This window comes from Mycobacterium sp. ST-F2 (assembly GCF_001905655.1).
GTDB lineage: Bacteria > Actinomycetota > Actinomycetes > Mycobacteriales > Mycobacteriaceae > Mycobacterium.
In genome coordinates this window covers 1-21,333 of the sequence record NZ_JMHT01000091.1, presented here as the reverse complement: position 1 = coordinate 21,333, position 21,333 = coordinate 1, and the positions used below count along the sequence as shown (strand labels likewise).

Sequence of the window (21,333 nt, the reverse complement as noted above, 5' to 3'; positions counted from 1 at the left end):
GTTTCTTGATGTGCAGCTCAACGGAGGTGAAAAGCGGCATTCAGCCCCATAGCTGACGGAGCGCACGCTGCCCGACGAGATGTTCCACCCGGCTGACGGCATTGCGTAAGACCAGCCAGCGCAGGAGATTCCAGCCCACAAACAATTGGAGCGCCACTGCCGTCACCCAGTGGTGCCCAGGCTGGCGGGCCAGGACCGGCGACACGCTGGCGAGGGTCAGTACCGTCAGATATAGCCCAGCCAGCCACACCGTCGATCGGGTAGCCCGCAGCCAACGCCGCCATCGGTCGGGCTCTACACGTTCCGGCAGCTCGCCGGTCCGCAACGCCCGCAGATAGGTGTCGTATTCGCCGAATGACGCGAAGCCGCGACGCAGAAAGTACTGCTCCACCGAGTTCGAAATCGCCAGCGTCAGGCTCACCGTCATCGCCCACGTGGCAGCCCACTGGACGTGCAACCCGCGCGACGGACCGGTCAGCGAATCCAGGTAGTCGGTTGTCAACAAGATCGCGAACCCGCCGGCGAACATGACGATGGCCACCCCGATCGCCACCTGGGCCACCGACTGGTGAAACGCCCGCTCGGTGCGGGAAACCGGTTGGCGCCGCTGCACTTCGGCCGCCGGCCGGCGGGGACGCCGGGACACCCGCAGAACGCCGACGTAACCGAAGATCGTCAGGAGCAGAAAGAGCCACACGGCCGGTTCCAGGGCCGCCCGCAAACTTGCGGCCACCCCGACCAGTCCGTAGATGAAAACCAAGGGCGCCCAAACCTCGGCGGCGATCCTGCTGCGCTTGGTCCATCGCCGCCAGTGGCAGGGATCAATACCGTTGGGCGCCTTTCCCGTTCGCAGTGCACGGGTGAATGCCATGCGCTGCTCAGCGGAGCCGCCTCGGGGTTGTGCACGCCATTCCAGCCACACCGAGAGCGCGGCAGCCAGCAGACACATCCCGCTGATGATCGTCAGGCCCCGTGTACCGAGGTCAGCCGCGAGAAGGCGCACAATCACGGCGAAGTAGCACATCCAGCCGATGGCGACGACACCTACCCGCGCACCGGCCGGCAGTCGTCGCCACTTATCCATGTGCCTACTCCCCACCATTCGACGGCGCCCTCTGCGAGCGCGGTCCGGTCAACGGCCGTATGCACACGATGACCGGCCCGACGCCGGCCCGGAACAGGCAACCGCGCCACCTCGCGGTTTCCTTGCACAATCCACAGATCCGACCGGCAACCCGAGCATCGACTGGCTCTCCGGAGAGATCGAGCGGATTGAGACACTTCCCCGCAATGCGCCCGAGATCGCCGGGTATCCAGCAGGATCACAGGTATGAAACTGACTGTCATGCTCGCGCTCGCCGGGTTCGCCTCGCTCACGATCGCCGCCCCCAACGCCGCCGCTGCGCCATGTTCTGCCAGCGGGCTGGCCAGTACCGCGAGCGGAGTGCTGGCCCAGGCCAGTTCCTACCTCGATGCACACCCGGGTGCCAACGACGCCCTGACCAACGCGGGTTCGTCGGGCGACGCGGAAGGCGCGGTGCGGGCGTACTTCAGCGCCCACCCCGGCGAGTTCATGGACCTGAAGAACATTGCGCACCCGCTGACGTCGTTGCGCGGGCAGTGCGGGATGTCGGTCACCCCGGGTCAGTTGGCGGCGCTGTTCGACGCGCTGTCCTGAGCCGGGGCGGCCGGACGTCAGTGCCAGTAGCCCTGATGTGCTTGTGCCGCTTCGTCTTCCAATAGTGGCCCGATGACGGTGATGGGGCGGTAGCCGTGCAGCAGGATGTCGCGGCACGGCAGTGCGTAGCCCGCGTTCCTCGGGTCGCCGCCGGTGAATTGGAGCAGCCGGGTGTTGGACATGCCGTACACCACCCGGCCGATGCCGCTCCAGAAGGTGCCGCCCGCACACATCGTGCACGGCTCGGTGCTGGCGTACAGCGTCGCCGGCTTCATGCCGTCGTCGCCGAGCGCGCGCCAGGCGCTGCGGACAGTGACCATCTCCGCGTGATCGGTCGGGTCGCCGCCGTCGACCGACGAGGTGTTGCCGTGCTCGGCGACGACGTTGCCGGCGGCATCGGCGACCAGCGCACCGTACGGAGCTCCACCGGCCTGCCGAGCCTGCTCCGCCAACGCGAAGGTCCGGCGGAGGTGGGCCAGGTCTCGCGGGCTCGGATCAGACTCGGCGTGGGCGGGGCCGGAAGCGCTGATTCCCGCTGCCGAGGCGCCGAGGACCAAGCCCGCACCGCGCAGCACGGCCCGCCTGTTCGGCTCGTGCATGACTACTTGGTGCCGAAGATGCGGTCGCCTGCGTCGCCCAGGCCCGGCACGATGTAGCCGTGCTCGTCGAGCTGCCGGTCCAGCGCCGCGGCGAAGATCGGCACCTCGGGGTGGGCTGCCTGCATCGCGGCGACGCCCTCCGGACAGGTCAGCAGGCAGACGAACTTGATGGACCGCGGCCGGTACTCCTTGAGCCGGTCGATCGCGGCCACGGCCGAGTTGCCGGTGGCGAGCATCGGATCGCACACCACGATGTCGCGCTCGTGCAAATCGCTCGGCATCTTGAAGTAATACTCCACGGCGACATGGGTTTTCGGGTCCCGGTACAGGCCGATGTGGCCGATGCGCGCACCGGGAACGACGCTGAGCATGCCGTCCAGGATGCCGCTGCCCGCCCGCAGGATCGAGGCGAAGACGAGCTTCTTGCCGTCGATCACCATACCGGTGGTAGATTCCAGCGGCGTGTCGATCTCGATCTCGTGCATGGGGATGTCGCGGAGCACCTCGTAGGTCATCAGCGCCGAAATCTCGTTCAGCAGCGCACGAAAACCCTTGGTGGACACGTCTTTCTGCCGCATCAGCGTCAGCTTGTGCTGAACCAGCGGATGGTCGACGAGATGCAGATTACCCATGGCGCCCTCCTAGAAAACCGTGCCGTCACTGCTGATGGACAGCGGTGGGTTGCCGGCCCGCAACTCCCCAGCCACGGCCCGCCCGGCGGCCCACGTGCCGCCCTCGAGAACACAGGCCAGGGGTAGTGCCTCAGGCCCGAGACCGAGCCGGGTCCGTACCAGCGGCGCCAGCGCGTCGAGCAGCGCGACGGTCAAGGCCCGCCACTCGACCACGAATTCGTCTGCCACCGACCAGGTTCGGGCTGCGACAGACGAATCCCGCAGACGCAGGGCCCCGGTGTCGAGCAACAGGCCGCCGTTGCGGTACTCGGGCAGACCGGTGAGCGCGTCCAGCCCGGTGACCGTCACCCCCGCCCACTCGAACGGCTCCAACAGCGAGTAGGTCAGCCACTGCGACAGCTTGTGGAACGGCATCCAGCCGCGCGACAGTCCCGGCCCCGGCACCGCGGGGTGCGGCCAACAGTCACCGAGCGGGATACCGCCAATGTCGTTGTCGGCCAACCAGACCCCCGACAGGGTGTCCAGCAGCCGCACCAGGATGTCGTGCGCACCGACGGTCGGGCCCGCGAGCACGTCGAACAGACCGCCGGGGCGCCCCTGCGGTCCGAAGACCTCGGGTTGGCCGGCCAGTGTGGTGCCGAGCCGCCGCAGCAGCTGTACCCGCCCGCTGAGCCCGACCAACGGATTGTCGGGCCCGGCCTGGAACATCCGGCTCAGGACACTGTCGTCGAGGGTGCGCAGTCCCGCGGCGTCGACCTGCCACGGCCGCGTCGGATCGCTCGAGAACGCCCCGTCGACAAACGCGTGCCAGCTGGCCACACCGAGTCCCTCGGATCGCGTGAAGCGTTGTCCGGTACCGGATTCCACGTACCCCCAGTCCGGCCCCGCACCGGCATCGAGCAGGACGCTGACCACGGCCAGGTCGATCAGGGCGCGCGCCTGCGCGGGCGGGTCCGACGCACCCAGGCGGGCACGCAGGTCGGCGTTGCGGTCGACGCCGCCGGCTTCGAAATGGCGCCAGCGGCTGTGATACGGGATCGCCAGGTCGGGATACCGCGCGCGCGTGACGTCGGCGACGAGGTCGGCGGCCTGCGCCAGCGCATCGTCGTCGACCAGGAACCAGCGGGACTCCCCCGCGCGTGCCCGGCGCAGCAGGAATTCGGCGCGGTCGCGGATGGCAGTGGTACTGCGCAGGATGCCGACCGCGACGGCGCTGTCGGTGCCAGTGCCGGTGCTGATCGTCATGTCGTGAGTCCGCGGCCCTTGGCGATCTTGAGTTCGTCGGCGTCGGGCACCGGCCCGGGGGTGAAGTAGCCGGCGGCCGTCTTGGCGTCGATCTCGACGCGGGCGTCGGCGGGGATCAACTCGTCGGGGATGTTCACGCGTTCGACGACCTCGATACCCGAGCCGGTGATGGCGTCGTACTTCATGTTGCTCATCGACACCAGCCGGTGAATCTTGCGGATGCCCAGCCAGTGCAACACGTCGGGCATCAGTTCCTGGAACCGCATATCCTGCACGCCGGCAACGCATTCCGTGCGGGCGAAGTACTGGTCGGCGGTGTCGCCGCCGACCTGACGTTTCCGCGCGTTGTACACCAGGAATTTGGTGACCTCACCGAGCGCCCGGCCTTCCTTGCGGGAGTACGCCACCAGCCCGACCCCACCGCGCTGCGCACCCAGGATGCACTCTTCGATGGCATGGGTGAGGTACGGCCGGCAGGTACAGATGTCGGAGCCGAAGACGTCCGATCCGTTGCATTCGTCATGCACCCGTGCGGTCAGTTCGACGTCCGGGTCGGCGAGATCGCGGGCCTCGCCGAAGATGTAGAGGGTCTGTCCGCCGATGGGTGGCAGAAAGACCTCGAGATCACCGCGCGTGACGAGTTCGGGGTACATGCCGCCGGTCTCCTCGAACAGCACGCGGCGCAGTTCTGTTTCGCTGCAACCGAATCGCGCGGCGATCCCGGGAAGGAACCAGACCGGCTCGATGGCCGCTTTGGTCACCAACGCGGCGCCATTCTCCAGTAGCACCCGGCCGTCGGGGCGGAGTCGGCCCTTGGCGATCGCCTCGGCGACCTCCGGCAGCATCACGTGGGCCTTGGTGACGGCGATGGTCGGCCGGATGTCGCAGCCGGCCGCCAGTTCGGCGGGGAACGCCTCGGCGACCAGGGCACCCCACGGGTCGAGACTCACGATCGCCGCGGGGTCGGCCCACTGCGGGTACGGGCCGATTACATCGGTGGGCGCGGTGTTGGTCAGGTCCGCGCGGTGCTCGGGCGACAGCGCCCCCGCCGCGACCGCCAAGGCCCGGTAGACGCTGTAGGACCCACTGTGGGTACCGATCACGTTGCGGTGCGCGCGCGTCGTCGTGGTGCCGATCACCGGGCCCCGCTCGGCGGCGGTCGCCGCACCCCAGTGAATCGGCAGGGCGTCGGCAGCGCCGCTGTGGGACGTCAATCGGATGTGGCGGGCAGCGTTGCGTGGCGGGACAGCAGAGGGTGGACCTGATGCTGCGTCTGAATCCAAGACCATCGACATCGCTCCTTCCCGGCAAGCTCCAGTCAACCCTGAAACGGCCGGGTGCGCAGCGGTACGGCTCAGTAGACGTCGCGGACGTAGCGCTTGTCGGCGATGAGCTCGCGCTTGTACTCATGTGCGGCCGCTTCCGACATGCCGCCGTGCGTCTTGATGATGTTGGTGAGCGTCACATCGACGTCCTTGGCCATCCGCGCCGCGTCGCCGCAGACGTAGAAATGTGCGCCGTCCTCGAGCCAGCGCCAGAGAATCTCGCCGCGCTCGCGCATCTTGTGCTGCACGTACACCCGCCTCGCCTGGTCCCGGGAGAACGCGGTGTCCAGCCGGGTCAGCAGCCCGTCAGCGGCGAAGGCCTCCAATTCGTCTTGGTAGTAATAGTTTTCGGCGCGGTGCTGGTCGCCGAAGAACAGCCAGTTGCGCCCGGTGTGGCCGAGCGCCCGACGCTCGTGCAGGAAGCCACGGAACGGCGCGACTCCGGTGCCGGGCCCGACCATGATCATCGGGGTCAGGGCGTCCTCGGGCGGACGGAAGTGCGGCGCCGGCTGCAGGAACACCGGCACCGTCTGCGCCCGGTCGGCGAGATACGTGGACGCGACGCCGTGCCGGATACCGCCACGGACGCCCTCGTAGCGGACCACCGAAACCGTCAGTTGCACCTCGTCGGGGCTGACGAGCGGGCTCGACGAGATCGAGTACGACCGCGGCGCCAGGCGCACCAATGCATCCCGCCACTCCTCGGGCTCCGCGCGGACCTTGAACTCTTCCACCAGATCGAGGCCGGTCCGGCCGTCGAGCCAGCGGTCACGTTCTTCCCGGGGCGCACGCAGAATCTTGGCGCGGCTGCGTTCCGACAGGAAGTTCAGCAGGGTCGGCGATACCTTGCAGATGTCGTAGGACGTGGTGAGCGCATCACGTAGCGGTGCTTCACCGCCGTCGATGTCGATGACCTCGTCACCGGAGAGCCCGGTGGCGGCGAGCCAGCCGGCGACCGTCTCGGGGCAGTTGGCGACCACCACGCCCAGCGCATCGCCGACGCCGTAGCTCACGTCGTGCCCGGACAGGTCGAAGCCGATCTGGCGCACTTCCTTCGCGCCGCCCTTGGACAGCAAGGTGTTGCGGCACAACGGAACCGGCAGCGGGTTGTTGCGGGTGAACGGCTTCGCGGGCTTGGGGGCCGGCTTGGCAGGTGCGGTCGGCGCGGCAGGAGCCACGGCCGGCGCCTCGGCCACGACCAAGTCGGCCGCCGCGTCCGCCCATTGGGCCAGCGGCTCGTCGTCGTAGGCCTCGCAGTCGGCGCGGTCCAGCAGTGTGGTGGCCCCGAGCTCGGTGAACCGGCCGTCCAGCGACTTGGCGTAACCGCAGAAGTTCTCGTACGCACGGTCGCCGATACCGAGCACGGAGTACCGCACCCCGGACAGATCGGGCGCATCGGCGGCGCTCAGCCGCGCCCAGAAGTCGGCGCCGTTGTCGGGCGGGCCGCCGTCACCGAAAGTGCTTGTCACGACCAGGACTTCGCCCGCGGCGGCGATCTCGTCGAGGGCGGTGTCGTCGAGCACCTGCAGCCGGGCACCCGCGATCTTCGCGGCCAGTCCGGCCGCGAACTCTTCGGCGGTGCCGGTCTGCGATGCCCAGAGCACCAACGGACCGGACGCCACCGGCTCGGGCACGACGTCGATCACCGCGACGGGCCCCGAGACGCTGTGCGCACCGGCGAGCGCCCCGTCGACCCACAGTCGCACCAGGGGGCTGACTGGCGCTGAGACGGGTAGCACCGGCACCCCGGTGGAGTGCTGCATGCCGCTGAAAAAGCCGGAGAGATAGACCTTTTCGGTGTCGTTGAGCGCGGGCGGTCCGGCCAGGCCGAGTGCGGCGGCCAGCGGGTGGGTCCCGGTAGTAGCGGGCGCGGCGACAGGCGGGACGGCGGGCTCGGCCGCCACCGGTGCCAATCGCACCGCGCACACCTTGAATTCGGGCTGCAACGAATCGGGGTCCACCGCGTCGTTGGTGACGGCGTTGATCGTGAGCTGGTCACCCTGTTGGTCGTTCCAGTGGAACGGCGCGAAGCAGTTGCCCGGCCGCACCCGGTCCGTCAGGACGGCCGGCAGGACCGCCGTGCCGCGGCGCGACGACACCTCGACAGACGCTCCGTCGGCGATGCCGAGGCCGGCCGCGTCGGTGGGATGAATCTCGATGATCGGCTTCCCGGTGAGCTTGTTGAGCTTCTCGACCTTCCCGGTCTTGGTCATGGTGTGCCACTGGTGTTGCAGCCGGCCGGTGTTCAGGACCAAGGGGAAATCGTCGTCGGGCAACTCGGTGGCGTCCAGGTGCGGGCGCGCGTGGAACACCGCCCGCCGCGAGGGCGTCGGGAACGCCAGCCGCGGCCGGCGCCCGTCCGCGGCGACGAACAGGTCCTGGCTGACGCCGTCGTTGAGGTAGCGGATCGGGTTCCGATCGCCACTGTCCGGCGGGCAGGGCCACTGCAGCGGGGTCTCCCGCAGGCGCTCGTAGGTCACACCGCTGATGTCGTAACCGGTCCGGCGGTTGGTGAACTGGCGGATTTCGGCGAATACGTGCTCGCTGGACTTGTAGTCGAACTCATCGCCGAAGCCCATGTGCCGGGCCACATTACAGAGCAGCTCCCAGTCGGGGCGCGCGTCACCGGCGGCGGGGATGCTCTGCTGCAACAGGGTCAGGTTGCGTTCGGAGTTGACCATGACGCCTTCGGCTTCGGCCCACAATGTCGCGGGCAGCACGATGTCGGCGTAGGCGTTGGTCGCGGTGTCCTGGTAGGCGTCCTGCGTGATCACCAGCTCGGCGGCCTGCAGGCCGTCGATGACGGTCTGCCGATTGGCCACGGTGGCAACGGGATTGGTGCAGATGATCCACACGGCCTTGATGTCGCCGGTGCCCAACTGCCGGAACATCTCGATGGTGCCGGGGCCGACGTCGGTCCGGATGGTGCCGGGGTCCAGCTCCCACCGCTCTTCGACGAAGGCCCGGTCCTCGGCCGAGGTCACGGCGCGCTGCCCGGGCAGACCCGGTCCCATGTAACCCATTTCGCGGCCGCCCATGGCGTTGGGCTGGCCGGTCAGGGACATCGGTCCACTGCCGGTCCGGCAGATGGCGCCGGTGGCCAGGTGCAGGTTGCAGATGGCGTTGGTGTTCCACGTGCCGTGAGTGCTCTGGTTCAGGCCCATGGTCCAGCACGACATCCACTCCCCTGCCTCCGCGATCATTTCGGCGGCGCGGCGGATGTCGGCTTCGGGGATTCCGGTGATCGCGGCGACCTTCGCCGGCGGATAGTCGGCGAGGAACGCGGGCATGGTCTCCCAGCCCTCGGTGTGCTCGGCGATGAATTCGTGGTCGATCGCACCACTTTCGACCAGGAGGTGCAGCAGGCCGTTGAGCAGCGCCAGGTCGGTGCCGGGTTTGATCTGCAAGAAGAGATCGGCTTTTTCCGCGGTCGTGGTACGGCGGGGGTCGACGACGATCAGCTTGGCGCCCGGCCCGTTCTTGCCGGCCATCCGGTCGGCCATGCGCAGGAAGAGGATCGGGTGGCAGTCGGCCATGTTGGCGCCGATCACGAAAAACAGGTTGGCAGAATCGAAATCGGTGTACGACCCGGGCGGGCCGTCGGCACCGAGCGACTGCTTGAATCCGGTCCCGGCGCTCGCCATGCACAGCCGCGAGTTGGATTCGATGTGCACGGTGCGGATGAAGCCCTTGGCCAGCTTGTTGGCCAGATACTGGGCCTCGATGGTCATCTGGCCCGAAACGTACAGCGCCACAGCGTCGGGGCCGTGCTCATCGATGATGGCCCGCAGCCGGCGGCCCGCTTCGGCGGTGGCGTCGTCAGTTGTGACGCTTACCATCTCACCGTTGCGTCGCACGAGCGCTGTGGTGAGTCGGCCGTCGTCCGCGGCCATCAGGTCGGCGTGGGTGGCGCCCTTGGTGCACAACCGTCCGAAGTTGGTGGGGTGCAAGCGGTCCCCAGAGACCCGCGCGATCACGGGCAGCCCGGTACCGGCGTCGGGGCGGGTCTCGACCGAAATACCGCACCCGACACCGCAGTAGGAGCACGCGGTGCGCGTGGTGTGTGCTCCGGGGGGCGTCATGCCCTCAGTTCTACGGGCCGCCGATGCCGCAACCGTTGCGCGACCATGTACTACGCGTCAACCCAAGCTCACATGGCCGGCAGGCCCTGGTGCGCAACATGTTTCACGCCGGAATCGTGATGGAAACCTGCCGGAAATCTGTGAGCTGCGTTACGCGCTGTCGGGCGACCAACCCGGGCCGCGGAACGTATGTCCGAAGCGCTGCTTCCACGTCTTCGCCGCGCGCACATCTTGCCAGATCGCGGTGTATTCGTGCGTGGCAACCCGCAGCGGGTTGAACGTCTTGATGTTCTTGGTCAGACCGTAGACGACGCGCTCGCCCTCGGGCTGGAAACTGCCGAACAGCCGGTCCCAGATGATGAGGATGCCGCCGTAGTTGGTGTCCAGGTACTGATCGTTGGAGCCGTGGTGGACCCGGTGATGCGACGGCGTGTTCATCACGAACTCGATGGGCCGCCACAGTTTCCCGACCCGCTCCGTGTGGATGAAGAACTGGTAGAGCAGACTGACCGACTGCTGTAGCAGGATCATCCACGGCGAGAAGCCGAGGAAAGCCAACGGCAACCAGAACGGCAGCGCCGTGAACGGTGTCCACGTCTGCCGCAGTGCGGTCGACAGGTTGTAGTGCTCGCTGGAGTGGTGCACGACGTGGCTGGCCCAGAACACCCGAATCGTGTGGTGCGTGCGGTGGTACCAGTAGTAGACGAAGTCATCGGCGACGAAGAGCGCGATCCAGGTCAGCGGATTGTCGGCGGGCAGGTGGATCGGCGCCACCAGGTAGGCGGCACTGTAGGCCGCCAGGACCACGAGCTTCCAGCCGATGTTGATGATGACGTTGCCGATGCCCATGGTGAGACTGGTTCGGGAGTCACGGAGTTCGTAACCGACCTCGTCGTCGTCGGGCAGGAACCGGAATGACAGCGCCTCGAGCACCAGACAGAGCACGAACACCGGCACGGCATGCAGGATCAGGTCGAACATGGGAATGACTCCTAGGACTGCTGAGCGGAAAGAGTGTCGACGACCTGGCCCAGCAGGTCGTCGGCCACGCGGTGAGCGGCGTCGGCGTCGCGCGCGACGAGGTGCTCGGCCAGCGTGAGGTGGGCATCGCGGTCGGCCAGTTCGGCGTCCATTCCGAGGTCGGCGATGGAGCCGAAGCCGATGTCGGCGAACGCCGCGACCAGCGTGTTGAGTGCGAGACGGTAGGCCAGGTTGCCGCTGCCGTCGATGATCGCGGTCCAGAACGTCAGGTCCGCGGCAAAGGATTCGTCGGTGCGCTGTGCCGGGTACGCCGCTGCCGCGGCGGCGATTGCCGCCAGCTCGTCGTCGGAGGCGTTGCGGGCACGCAACCGGGCCGCATCGGCCGCCACGGACCGGCGCATCACCATGATGTCGCGGGCGATCTGCAGCGCGGGCACCGCGCCCGTGGCGGCGAGAGTGCTGAGCACGTCCAGACCGGCCGTCTGGCGCCAATCCTGGACCCTCGTCTTGCCGCCGTGGCTGATGCGTACCAGCCGGGCCTGCTGCAGCCGCTTGAGCGCTTCCCTGATGGCGTGCCGGTTCACCGCGAACGCCAGGGCCAACTCGCGCTCGGACGGCAGTGCCTCGTCAACCGCGACGCGGCCGGACAGGATTTCGTCGACCAGGTGCGCGAAGACCGAGTCGCTGACCGCTGACCGGGCGACGGGGGCGATGTCCATGTGGCAATCATCGAGGTTGGTCGCATAACTGGTCAACTGGTTGGACCAGTTATCTGGATCACATGACAATGCCCCGCGGGGCGACGCTCCCGCGGGGCATTGCGATCTGCCGGCTACGTTGCCGGCACGAAGTCCCGGCCGATGTGCTCCCCCGTCGCTGCCCGCAGGTGCGGCTGGCGCAGGAACACGAACCAGGTGACGACGCCGCACACCACATAGAAGCCGAGGAACACCCAGAACGCGGTGGTCGCCGAGTGGGCCGGACCGGCGTAGGACGCGCGGAGGACGATGTTGACCAGCACGCCACCGAACGCTCCGACCGCACCGGCGAAGCCGATCAGCGCACCCGACATGCTGCGCGACCACAGCGTCTTCTCCGCCGCACCGAGATCATCCTTGCCCTGCGCCTTGGCCTCGAAGATCGACGGGATCATCTTGTAGGTCGAGCCGTTACCGAGGCCGGTCAGGATGAACAGCACCATGAACGCCGCGATGTAGACGGCCATCTGCGCGCCCGTTGCCGGACCCTTGGTGGCGTCGTCCCACATGCCGGTGCTGACCAGAACGGCGGTGACGACCGTCATCGCAGCGAAGGTGTAGAGCGTGATCTTGCCGCCGCCGATCTTGTCGGCGAGCTTGCCGCCGAACGGTCGCGAGATCGAACCGAGCAGCGGGCCCAGGAAGGCGATCCACGCGGTGTGGATGGAGGCGTCGAAGTTGGCCTTCGCCAAGGCCTTTGCCGCTTCCTTGGGCAGCTTGGCGGCCGACGCGACGTGGTACTTGTCCAGCAGCGGTGCGATCTCCTGCGCAGTGAAGTTGATGTTCAGAATCTGCGTGAACGCGAAGCTGAACCCGATGAACGAACCGAAGGTGCCGATGTAGAGGAAACACATCACCCACGAGTTACGGAACTTCATGGCCTCGACCATCGCCGAGAGATTCGACTTCTGCCCCTGGAGGTTGTCCATGAACAGCGCGGCACCGAGGGCGGCGCCGGCCAGCAACACCAGGTAGATGGCGCACACGACCTCGGGGCGCCGGTTGCCGAGCGTGGCGATGACGACCAGGCCGATGATCTGCATGACAGGGACACCGATGTTGCCGCCGCCGGCGTTCAGGCCCAGCGCCCACCCCTTCAGCCGCTGCGGGTAGAAGGCATTGATGTTGGTCATCGACGACGCGAAGTTGCCGCCACCGAAGCCGGCGACCGCGGCGACGATCAGGAACGTGGTGTACGACGTCCCCGGATGCATCATGAAGTACATGGTCAGCGCGCACGGGATGGCCAGCATCAACGCGCTGAAGATCGTGAAGTTGCGGCCGCCGAATTTCGCAGGTCCGATGGTGTACGGAATGCGCATGAACGACCCGACGGCGATCGGGACCGCACCGAGGACGAACTTGCCAAGGGCATCGATGCCGTAAACGGCCTGCGGCATGAACAGCACCATGACCGACCAGATGCTCCATACGGAGAAACCGACATGCTCGGCGAAGATCGACCAGATCAGGTTCCGCTTGGCGATGTCCTTGTTACCGGCGTCCCACGCAGCAACATCTTCGGCATCCCAGTGCTCGATGTCGCGGTTACGACTCAACAGACTCACAGTGCCTCCAGGCCTCCCAGTCAGGAATTGGTTGGCTACATATGTACGGGCGCGTGATGCCGCAGCTGTTGCCCTCCGATGTCGGCAAAGTCAATAGGGGCTCATTTGCTTCGGCGCGCGTGCGTGACCGGCGCGATTCATGGCCGTCGTATCGACGCAACAAGCAGGAAATAACCGTGCTCCCCCATTGATCCTGCGCTCCGGGCGCATTTGTTCGAGTGAGATGCGCCCGAGATGCAGGGTCAACGGGTTTCTGAGCGGTCGCGCAGATGACCCTGAAATCGGGGTCATGCCGGGCTGCCCGATGCAGACAAAAGCACCGCCGCGACGGGGAATCCGTCGCGGCGGTGCTATGAGTGCTACATCGAGAGCGCCGAGCTCAGGCCTTCTTGGCCTCGCCCTCGTCGGCCTTGGCTTCTTCGGCGCCTTCGGCCTGCTCGGCCTCAGGCTCGTCGGCAGCCTCGGGCTCGACGGTTTCCTCGGCGTCCGCAGCGTCGGATTCCGCAGACTCGTCGGCAGTTTCGGCTTCCGTGGACTCGTCCGGAGCCTCGGCGTCGTCCCCCTCAGCCTTGGGCTCCTCGGACTCGGACTCCTCCGACCCTTCGGCCGCAGGCTCGTCGTCGTCTGAAACCTTCTCGGCCACAACCGTTTCGGGTTCGTCGGCCGGATAGTCCTCGACAGGCTCCGCGGCCGCTTCTTCTTCCGCCGCGGCTTCTTCGCCGGCCTCGGTGGCCAGTGCGTCGTCGACGTCCGGGGCGGCCTCGGCAGCTGCCTCACCGCTGCGCGAGCGTTCCCGCAACGCGTCGACGATGAGCAGCAGCACGCCGATGACGCTGGCGCCGATACACACCCAAGCGATCAGCTCATTGCTGGTGACGATTGCGGTCACCAGCGCCGTCAGGCCGATGAGGGCAAGGACCAGTGCAATGATCAGCATGCGTCAGCCGTCAGCTGTTGCCCCGGTTGAACTGGCCGAAGCCAGCACCCTCGCCACCGGCCGACGAGTCCGCCGGAGCGGCAGAGCCGCGCTGGCCGAGCTCTTCGAGCTGAGACTCCAGGTAGGTCTTCAGGCGGGTCCGGTACTCGCGCTCGAAGGTACGCAACTGCTCGAGGCGGCCTTCCAGCACGGTGCGCTGCTGGTTGATGTTGCCCATGATCTCGGTGTGCTTGCGCTCGGCGTCGGCCTGCAGGGCGTCGGCCTTGTCCTGGGCCTGACGCAGCTGGGCCTCCGAACGGGTCTGCGCGTCGGCCAGCATGGCCTCGGCGCGGGCCTTGGCGTCGGCGATCGTGGTCTCGGCGGTGTGCTTGGCGTCGCTGACCAGGGCATCGGCCTGGGCGCGGGCGTCGGCGAGGGTCTTGTCGGCCTCAGCCTTGGCCGAACCGGTGAGGCGGTCGGCGGTGTCCTGGGCCAGGCTCAGCACCTTGGCCGCACGGACGTGGTGGTCCTCGCCGACCGGCGCTGCGACCGGGGCCGCCACGGGCTCGGGCTCCGGCTTGGGCTCGGGCTTGGTGAAGACAGGTGCCGCCACCGGCTGGCCGGTGCGGGCGGACTGGAGTTCGGCGTCGAGCTCGGCGACGCGCTGCCGCAGATCGCTGTTCTCTTCGATCAGCCGGGTCAGCTCGGTCTCGACGAGATCGAGGAAGGCATCGACCTCATCCTCGTTATAACCGCGCTTGCCAATCGGCGGCTTGCTGAATGCGACGTTGTGGACGTCAGCCGGAGTTAGCGGCATCTTCTGCCCCCTTGCAGTCTGGACCGTCAATCGGTGTCAAAGTGTAGAGCGATCAAAGTGTAGAGCGATCGTGGAGTAACTGGCGTCCATCCTGTCACAGCAGACCCGTCGGTTGCAGGCGAGGGCCGGAATTAAGAACGAATTTCAATGTTTCATTGGAATTCGGCAACGCCGCCCGACGTTCGGCGCCATTCGGCCAATACGAAAGAAGCGCATTAATTACATAAATGTAATTAATGCGCTTCTGCAGGTCAGGGGAACGTCGCGGTCAGGCGCCGACCTGATCGAAAGACAGTCGCATGCCGACGAACACCACCATCAGCAGCACCACGATGGACAGATCGACCCGGACAGGCCCGATGGTCAGCGGAGGGATCAAGCGCCGCAACAGCTTCACCGGAGGATCCGTCACCGTCATGATCGCTTCCAGAATCACGACCGTCAGTCCCCTCGGCTGCCAGTCCCGACTGAATCCGCGGATGAACTCGACCACCACACGGGCGATCAGCAGCAGCCAGAAGACGAACAGCGCAAAACCCAGAATGTCGAAGAACAGGGTCAATGCAACAGACCTCACTAGCGCGGGAAAAGCGCCGACTGCTGTCGGCGCTTGAGATCGAGCCTACCTAACGCAGACCCCTCCGGCCGGGAGCCGAAGGGGTCTTGCGTAGAGCTGCGTAGGTGTTACTGGTAGCTGTAGAAACCCGCCTCGGCGATGCGGCGCCGCTCTTCGGCGCTGACGTCGACGTCGGCCGGCGACAGCAGGAACACCTTGGTGGCGACCTTGTCGAACGAACCGCGCAGCGCGAAGGCCAGGCCGGCGGCGAAGTCGACCAGGCGCTTGGCGTCGGCGTTGTCCATCGACACCAGATCCATGATCACCGGGGTGCCGTCGCGGAAGCGCTCACCGATGGTGCGGGCCTCGCTGTAGTCCTTCGGGCGCAGCGTGGTGATCTTGGCCAGGGCACTGCCGGCCTCGAACAGCTCGGCCATGCGGCGGGGCTCCATGGCGACCGCGCCACGGGTGGCACCACGCAGGGTGTTGAAGCGGGGACGCTCGAACTCGCGCGGGCCACGGGCCGGCATCTCGTCGTAGCCGCCGCGGTAACCCATTGGGGCGCTATCCATTTCGCGGGCGTATTCGCGACGGTCGTCGTAGCCGCGCGGCTCGCCACGGCCGTAGTCGTCGTCCTCGAAGCGGTCCTCGCGGGGGCGACGCGGGGCTGCGTAGGTGCGCGCCGGACGCTCTTCGTCGTCGTAGTACTCGTCGTCATAGTCGTCCATCGGCGCCATACCGAAGTAGGCCTTGACCTTGTGCAGTGTGCTCATCGGATGCCCCTAGCTAAGAATGTGGTGTCTGGTGACTGTGATGTAAGTGTGACTGGAGTGACTACTCATGGTGACGTTAGAGGACGCGGTCCCATTAACGCGGTACCGACACGCACACACGTTGACCCGTGTCGCACCGCGATTTCCAGGTCGTTCGACATACCCGCGGAGAGCCCCAGCCGGTGCGGGTATTGCGTTTGGACCCTGAGCAATTCGGCTTCCAGCCGCGCAAACTCCGCTTCGGCGTCGCTGGTCAGCGGCGGGATGGCCATCAGCCCCGCCAACCCCAGCCCCGGGGCGGCGTGCGCGGCCGCGCACAGTTCGTCGACCAGGTCGGGCCGGTCCATCGGCACTCCGCCGCGGGCCGGATCCCCGTCGAGGCTGACCTGGATATAGACCTGCAATGCCTCGGACCTGCGGCCTTGCTCCAATGCCTCGACCGCGCCACGGGACAGCGCCGTGATCAACGGCGCGGTGTCGACCGAATGCGCCACGGCCGCCCAGCGCGCCACGGCACGTGCTTTGTTGCGTTGAATTCGGCCGATCATGTGCCACCGAATTGCATTGTTCGACTCTATGTTCGATGACCAATCCGACAATTCGCCGGAAAGAGTGTTCGACACCTCAATGACTTTGCCCGCGGCTTCCTGCTCCCGCGATTCACCGAATGCCCGGCAGCCCAATCCGAACAGCGCGACAACATCACTCGCCGGAAAGAATTTGGTCACCGGAAGAAATTCGATGTCTGCCCGATCCCGGCCGGCGGCTGCCGCGGCAGCGTCGATCCGCGCCTGAATCCGGGCCAGCGACGCGGCCAACTGAGCGTCGCGCGGCACCATAGTCATTCGGGGTCATTCCATCCACACCACCGACGCCAGCCGCCCGGTCGGGGCGCCACGTCGGTGGCTGAACAGATTCGGATCGTCGACCGTGCAGCGCGGGTCGATGTCGATGGCCTTGATGCCCAACCCGGCCAACTGCTTGGCGAGGCCGGCCCGCAGGTCCAGACCCACCGTGCCGCGGGCGGTCGTGGTGATACTGCCCGGCAGCACCGCCTCGACGTCGTCGGCCATCTCGTAGGGCACCTCATAATTGCGCCCGCTGACCGCCGGGCCGAGCAGCACAGAGATGTCCTGCACCTGCGCGCCGAGTTTCTGCATCGCCTCGACCGTGCGCAGCACCACGCCCTTCTGGGCGCCGACGCGTCCGGCGTGCACGGCGGCCACCACACCCGCGCGCGCATCACCCAACAGCACCGGCACACAGTCGGCCGTGATCACCGCGAGCGGCAGCCGCGGTGTCGCGGTGACCAGGGCGTCGGTGTTGTCGTAGGCTCCCCCGGCTCCAGTTCCAGGGCCCTCGACAACTTCGACATGGTCACCGTGAACCTGGTTCATCCACACCAGCGGTCCGTGCCCGATGGCGTCGGCCAGCCGAGTCCGGTTGGCCGACACCGCCTTTGGGTCGTCGCCGACGTGGTCACCCAGGTTGAACGTGTCGAACGGGGCCTTGGAGACCCCGCCCGCACGCGTCGTAGTCACTCTGCGGATACGGAACGTCACGATGCCAATTTATCCGGCGTCCCCGCACCACTGCGCCATCGTCAGTGCTTCATGAACGGCGGCACATCGACGTCGTCATCGTCGTCGCCGCGACCGCCGACGCTGACCGTCACACCATTGCTGGCCGCCGGCACGCTGCCCGGATCGGCATTGAAAGCACCGAGCTTGCCCGCGCTGGCCGCCCCGAAGGTCTGCGCGCGGTGGGCACCACCGGCAGCCTGCGTCGCCGTGGCACCCGGCACCGCCGAGGTGACGGGCTTGCGGCTCTGGCCGGCGGTGTCGAACCCGGCCGCGATGACCGTGACGCGGACCTCGTCGCCCAGGGAGTCGTCGATGACGGTTCCGAAGATGATGTTGGCCTCAGGGTGCGCGGCGTCCTGCACCAGCGACGCGGCCTCGTTGATCTCGAACAGACCCAGGTCGCTGCCACCGGCCACCGACATCAGCACGCCCTGGGCGCCGTCCATCGAGGCTTCCAGCAACGGCGAGTTGATGGCGATCTCGGCGGCCTTGAGCGCGCGGCCGTCACCGCGGGCCGAACCGATGCCCATCAAGGCGGTGCCGGCACTGCTCATGACGCCCTTGACGTCGGCGAAGTCGACGTTGATCAGACCCGGGGTCGTGATCAGGTCCGTGATGCCCTGGACACCGTTGAGCAGCACCTCGTCGGCGCTGCGGAACGCGTCCATCAGCGACACGGCGGCGTCGCCCATCTGCAGCAGACGGTCGTTGGGGATGACGATCAGGGTGTCGCAGCTCTCGCGCAGCGCCTGGATGCCCAACTCCGCCTGGTTCGAGCGGCGCTTGCCCTCGAAGGAGAACGGACGGGTCACCACACCGACGGTCAGCGCGCCGAGCTTGCGGGCGATGCCGGCGACGACGGGCGCGCCACCGGTACCGGTGCCACCACCCTCACCAGCGGTGACGAACACCATGTCGGCGCCGCGCAGCAGCTCCTCGATCTCGTCCTTGGCGTCTTCGGCGGCCTTGCGGCCGACCTCAGGGTCGGCGCCGGCGCCCAGGCCACGCGTCGAGTCGCGACCGACGTCGAGCTTGACGTCGGCCTCGCTCAGCAGCAGCGCCTGCGCGTCGGTGTTGATGGCGATGAACTCGACGCCGCGAAGGCCCTGTTCGATCATGCGGTTGACGGCGTTGACGCCGCCGCCGCCGACACCGATCACCTTGATGACGGCGAGGTAGTTATGCGGGGGTGTCATCTGACGTCTTCCTCCCTGGCTCGATTTGTCCGGAGCAAAACTTCTCGAATTCAAACCCTAAACCTCAACCATAGGGTTAGAGTTATGTCAAGTTGTTCCGCGCAAACAGAACGGTAGGGTGCCGCCGCGCCGCAACCGTGCAGGCGCGCCGAGAGTTCACGCGATTTTTCTTGCCTACTACTTCACAGTGGGCAGGTCAGGGCTGGACACGTCATAGGTGTGCCCCGGCTGAGTCAGCAGCGCGCCGAGTTTGAGCGCCTTCTCCTCCGTGCGGTCGGTGGTCCCCCAGATGACCTCGCGACCGTCGTTCAGCGTCAGGGTCACGCCGGCGACCGACGGCGCCCCGACCCGCGCCACCTGGCTGAACACCTCGGGCCGCAGCGACAGCAGCACCTCGAGCGCCGCGAGGGTCGCGGGATCCTTCGGCCCGGGATTGTCGGCGTCCAGGTACGGCAGCCCCTGCGGCGGCGGCTCGGTCGCGAAATCCACCCCGTCCCGGTCGAACAGGTGCGGACCGTCCGGATACTCCTTGGCCGCCACCGGCACCCGCTCCACCACCGTGACTCGCAGGGTCGACGGGTACTCCCGCTGCACCCGGGCGCTGGCCACCCGCCGGATGGTGGCCACGCGTTCGGCCACCGTGTCGGTGTTGACCTGGAGCAGCGGCGTTTCCGGCTTGACCGCGGCCGCCCGGATCACCTCGTCCTCGGTCAGGGTCTGCAGGCCCGCGACCACCGTGTGACGGACCGACATGATCGGCGTGAAATACAGCACCAGGCCCAATGTGACGGCGAGGACCGCCGTCACGGCCGACCACAGCAACAACTTCAGCCCGCGGATGACGCCGCGCGTGGGCGCCTTCGGCTGCTCGGACAGGCCCGCCGCCCGGCGCCGGGCCTCCTGGCGAGCCTGCTCCAGGGCCCGGGCCCGCTCCAGCGCGATGCGGCGTTCCTCCCGCTCGCGCCGCGCGCGACGGCGGGGACCCTCGTAGTCAGGTGAGGCGGGATCGGCCGACGCGGCGTCCTCCGCCTCGGCGGCGACGTCCTCCGCCACCTCGCCCTGCACCGTGTCGTCCTGCACCGTGTCGTCCTGCGCCGCAACAGGTTCGGCAGCCGGCTCCCCCGAACCGTCGTCCACTGTCACGGCGTGGGCCGTCCCGGAGCGGCGCGGTCGGCCTTGGCCTCGAGTGCGGTCAGGATCTCGCGCCCCAACAACGTGACGTCGCCGGCGCCCATGGTGACGATGACGTCACCGGGACCGGCCTTGGCCGCCACCTGCTCGGCGACCGCGGAGAAGTCCGGTACGTAATGCACCGGCGCCGAGACGTGTTCGACGATGCTCGCGCCGCTGACCCCGGCCATCGGGGCTTCGCGCGCGGCGTACACGTCGAGCACGAACACCTCGTCCGCGCGATCCAGCGCCTGGCCGAACTCCTTCGCGAAAGTCTGTGTCCGCGAATACAAATGGGGCTGGAACACCACGATGGACCGCGACGTGCCCGCCACCGCGCGCAACGCTTCCAGCGTCGCCCGAACCTCGGTGGGATGGTGCGCGTAGTCGTCGAAAACCCTGACGCCGTAAGCGGTTCCGACCGCCTCGAACCGACGCCGCACACCTTCGAACCCGGTCAGTCCGTCGAGCACCGCCTCCGGATCGGCACCGACCTCCCGTGCCGCCAGCAGCGCGGCCAGCGCGTTGAGCGCCATGTGCTTGCCCGGCACCGACAGCCGCATGCCGCGCCGGTGCGGTTCGCCCGCCAACTGGATGGCCGCCACCCCACCGGTGCCCTGCTGCTGCCAGGTCAGCAGCGTCGCCTCCAGATCCGTGCGCTGCGCACTGCCCATGCCGTACCGCAGGACCCGGACGCCGCGCTCCGCCGACCGCTGGGCCAGCGCTTCGGCACCCGGGTCATCGGCACAGACCACGAGCGCGCCGCCGGGCCGCAGCCGGGCCACGAAGTCGTCGAACACCGCGGTATAGGCCTCGACGCTGCCGAAGTGATCCAGGTGATCGGCCTCGATGTTGGTCACCACCGCGACATCAGGGGTGTACTCGAGCAGCGAGCCATCGCTTTCGTCGGCTTCGGCGACAAAGCAGTCGCCACTGCCGTGGTGGGCATTGGTGCCGGCCTCACCCAGGTCGCCGCCGACGGCGAACGAGGGGTCGAAACCCGTGTGCTGCAACGCCACAATGACCATCGAGGTCGTCGTGGTCTTGCCGTGGGTACCGGTCACCAGCACCGAGCGGTAGCCGTCCATCAGCTTGGCGAGCACCACCGGGCGCATGATCACCGGGATGCCGCGCCGGCGCGCCTCCACCAACTCGGGGTTGTCCTTGGGAATGGCGGCGTGCGTGCTGACCACGACGGTCGGGCCACCAGGCAGCATGTCGAGCGACGACGCGTCGTGCCCGATGCGGATCTCGGCACCGCGGGCCCGCAGCGCCGCGACGCCGCGCGACTCCTTGGCGTCCGAACCGGACACCCGGCCACCGCGGTCCAGCAGGATCCGGGCAATGCCGGACATCCCGGCACCGCCGATGCCGACCATGTGCACCCGAGCCAGCTCGGGTGGCAAATCGCGCGCCGTCATCGGATGGCCGCCCCCACGTCCCGGGCGAGCTCG

Annotated in this window: 19 protein-coding genes; 1 reads left to right on the top strand and 18 read right to left on the bottom strand. The window is 67.6% G+C overall.

Annotation, left to right across the window (positions count from 1 at the left end; translation table 11 throughout):
• Positions 1-40: 40 nt before the first annotated feature.
• Positions 41-1,084 (bottom strand): hypothetical protein, encoded by a 1,044-nt coding sequence (locus tag EB75_RS26750; protein WP_073698248.1) that lies wholly within the window; start codon positions 1,082-1,084, stop codon positions 41-43.
• Positions 1,085-1,330: 246 nt separating this feature from the next.
• Between EB75_RS26750 and EB75_RS26745 the strand changes: the two genes are divergently transcribed.
• Positions 1,331-1,678 carry a hemophore-related protein gene (locus EB75_RS26745; protein ID WP_073698247.1) on the top strand — a complete coding sequence of 116 codons (348 nt, stop codon included), beginning with the start codon at positions 1,331-1,333 and terminating at the stop codon, positions 1,676-1,678.
• 17 nt (positions 1,679-1,695) lie between these two features.
• Here EB75_RS26745 and EB75_RS26740 read toward each other — a convergent pair whose 3' ends face one another.
• From EB75_RS26740 to murC, 17 genes are all read right to left on the bottom strand, one after another.
• Entirely contained in the window at positions 1,696-2,277 is a 582-nt protein-coding gene (locus EB75_RS26740; protein WP_083612590.1) for a nucleoside deaminase, read from the bottom strand.
• Between the two features lie 2 nt (positions 2,278-2,279).
• On the bottom strand, positions 2,280-2,909 hold the full coding sequence (upp, locus tag EB75_RS26735) for a uracil phosphoribosyltransferase (protein WP_073698246.1): 630 nt from the start codon (positions 2,907-2,909) through the stop codon (positions 2,280-2,282).
• 9 nt (positions 2,910-2,918) lie between these two features.
• The gene (locus EB75_RS26730; RefSeq protein ID WP_073698245.1) at positions 2,919-4,154 is read right to left on the bottom strand and encodes a URC4/urg3 family protein; all 1,236 of its coding nucleotides are present in this window, start codon (positions 4,152-4,154) and stop codon (positions 2,919-2,921) included.
• Positions 4,151-5,443, bottom strand: coding sequence for a GTP cyclohydrolase II (locus EB75_RS26725; RefSeq protein ID WP_073698266.1), 1,293 nt, complete (start codon positions 5,441-5,443; stop codon positions 4,151-4,153). The genes EB75_RS26730 and EB75_RS26725 overlap by 4 nt, the downstream gene beginning before the upstream one ends.
• Positions 5,444-5,508: 65 nt before the next feature.
• Positions 5,509-9,561 carry a bifunctional nitrate reductase/sulfite reductase flavoprotein subunit alpha gene (locus EB75_RS26720; RefSeq protein ID WP_073698244.1) on the bottom strand — a complete coding sequence of 1,351 codons (4,053 nt, stop codon included), beginning with the start codon at positions 9,559-9,561 and terminating at the stop codon, positions 5,509-5,511.
• 150 nt (positions 9,562-9,711) lie between these two features.
• Positions 9,712-10,542 carry a sterol desaturase family protein gene (locus EB75_RS26715; protein WP_073698243.1) on the bottom strand — a complete coding sequence of 277 codons (831 nt, stop codon included), beginning with the start codon at positions 10,540-10,542 and terminating at the stop codon, positions 9,712-9,714.
• Between the two features lie 11 nt (positions 10,543-10,553).
• Positions 10,554-11,261 (bottom strand): FadR/GntR family transcriptional regulator, encoded by a 708-nt coding sequence (locus EB75_RS26710; protein WP_073698242.1) that lies wholly within the window; start codon positions 11,259-11,261, stop codon positions 10,554-10,556.
• 113 nt (positions 11,262-11,374) lie between these two features.
• Entirely contained in the window at positions 11,375-12,868 is a 1,494-nt protein-coding gene (locus EB75_RS26705) for a nitrate/nitrite transporter (RefSeq protein WP_083612589.1), read from the bottom strand.
• Between the two features lie 379 nt (positions 12,869-13,247).
• A complete protein-coding gene (locus EB75_RS26700; RefSeq protein ID WP_073698240.1) occupies positions 13,248-13,805 on the bottom strand; it encodes a hypothetical protein in 558 nt (185 codons plus the stop codon).
• Between the two features lie 10 nt (positions 13,806-13,815).
• Positions 13,816-14,601 (bottom strand): DivIVA-like cell division protein Wag31, encoded by a 786-nt coding sequence (gene wag31, locus EB75_RS26695; RefSeq protein WP_073698239.1) that lies wholly within the window; start codon positions 14,599-14,601, stop codon positions 13,816-13,818.
• 268 nt (positions 14,602-14,869) lie between these two features.
• Positions 14,870-15,163: a YggT family protein gene (locus EB75_RS26690; protein ID WP_073698238.1), complete on the bottom strand. Its 294-nt coding sequence runs from the start codon at positions 15,161-15,163 to the stop codon at positions 14,870-14,872.
• A 122-nt stretch (positions 15,164-15,285) separates the two neighbouring features.
• Positions 15,286-15,930 (bottom strand): cell division protein SepF, encoded by a 645-nt coding sequence (locus EB75_RS26685; RefSeq protein ID WP_073698237.1) that lies wholly within the window; start codon positions 15,928-15,930, stop codon positions 15,286-15,288.
• Between the two features lie 65 nt (positions 15,931-15,995).
• Complete coding sequence (locus tag EB75_RS26680) at positions 15,996-16,775, bottom strand: YggS family pyridoxal phosphate-dependent enzyme (RefSeq protein ID WP_073698236.1); 780 nt, start codon at positions 16,773-16,775, stop codon at positions 15,996-15,998.
• Between the two features lie 6 nt (positions 16,776-16,781).
• Positions 16,782-17,492 (bottom strand): peptidoglycan editing factor PgeF, encoded by a 711-nt coding sequence (gene pgeF, locus EB75_RS26675; protein WP_073698235.1) that lies wholly within the window; start codon positions 17,490-17,492, stop codon positions 16,782-16,784.
• Positions 17,493-17,533: 41 nt separating this feature from the next.
• Positions 17,534-18,709 carry a cell division protein FtsZ gene (ftsZ, locus tag EB75_RS26670; protein ID WP_073698234.1) on the bottom strand — a complete coding sequence of 392 codons (1,176 nt, stop codon included), beginning with the start codon at positions 18,707-18,709 and terminating at the stop codon, positions 17,534-17,536.
• 177 nt (positions 18,710-18,886) lie between these two features.
• Entirely contained in the window at positions 18,887-19,852 is a 966-nt protein-coding gene (locus EB75_RS26665; protein WP_083612588.1) for a cell division protein FtsQ/DivIB, read from the bottom strand.
• Positions 19,849-21,300 (bottom strand): UDP-N-acetylmuramate--L-alanine ligase, encoded by a 1,452-nt coding sequence (gene murC, locus EB75_RS26660; RefSeq protein WP_073698233.1) that lies wholly within the window; start codon positions 21,298-21,300, stop codon positions 19,849-19,851. The genes EB75_RS26665 and murC overlap by 4 nt, the downstream gene beginning before the upstream one ends.
• Between the last annotated feature and the right edge of the window lie 33 nt (positions 21,301-21,333).

Bases quoted from the DNA above. Each gene is read 5' to 3' on its own strand.
- EB75_RS26750 (WP_073698248.1), bottom strand. From the start codon at position 1,084: ATGGATAAGTGGCGACGACTGCCGGCCGGTGCGCGGGTAGGTGTCGTC.
- EB75_RS26745 (WP_073698247.1), top strand. From the start codon at position 1,331: ATGAAACTGACTGTCATGCTCGCGCTCGCCGGGTTCGCCTCGCTCACG.
- EB75_RS26740 (WP_083612590.1), bottom strand. From the start codon at position 2,277: ATGCACGAGCCGAACAGGCGGGCCGTGCTGCGCGGTGCGGGCTTGGTC.
- upp (WP_073698246.1), bottom strand. From the start codon at position 2,909: ATGGGTAATCTGCATCTCGTCGACCATCCGCTGGTTCAGCACAAGCTG.
- EB75_RS26730 (WP_073698245.1), bottom strand. From the start codon at position 4,154: ATGACGATCAGCACCGGCACTGGCACCGACAGCGCCGTCGCGGTCGGC.
- EB75_RS26725 (WP_073698266.1), bottom strand. From the start codon at position 5,443: ATGGTCTTGGATTCAGACGCAGCATCAGGTCCACCCTCTGCTGTCCCG.
- EB75_RS26720 (WP_073698244.1), bottom strand. From the start codon at position 9,561: ATGACGCCCCCCGGAGCACACACCACGCGCACCGCGTGCTCCTACTGC.
- EB75_RS26715 (WP_073698243.1), bottom strand. From the start codon at position 10,542: ATGTTCGACCTGATCCTGCATGCCGTGCCGGTGTTCGTGCTCTGTCTG.
- EB75_RS26710 (WP_073698242.1), bottom strand. From the start codon at position 11,261: ATGGACATCGCCCCCGTCGCCCGGTCAGCGGTCAGCGACTCGGTCTTC.
- EB75_RS26700 (WP_073698240.1), bottom strand. From the start codon at position 13,805: ATGCTGATCATTGCACTGGTCCTTGCCCTCATCGGCCTGACGGCGCTG.
- wag31 (WP_073698239.1), bottom strand. From the start codon at position 14,601: ATGCCGCTAACTCCGGCTGACGTCCACAACGTCGCATTCAGCAAGCCG.
- EB75_RS26685 (WP_073698237.1), bottom strand. From the start codon at position 15,930: ATGAGCACACTGCACAAGGTCAAGGCCTACTTCGGTATGGCGCCGATG.
- EB75_RS26680 (WP_073698236.1), bottom strand. From the start codon at position 16,775: ATGACTATGGTGCCGCGCGACGCTCAGTTGGCCGCGTCGCTGGCCCGG.
- ftsZ (WP_073698234.1), bottom strand. From the start codon at position 18,709: ATGACACCCCCGCATAACTACCTCGCCGTCATCAAGGTGATCGGTGTC.
- murC (WP_073698233.1), bottom strand. From the start codon at position 21,300: ATGACGGCGCGCGATTTGCCACCCGAGCTGGCTCGGGTGCACATGGTC.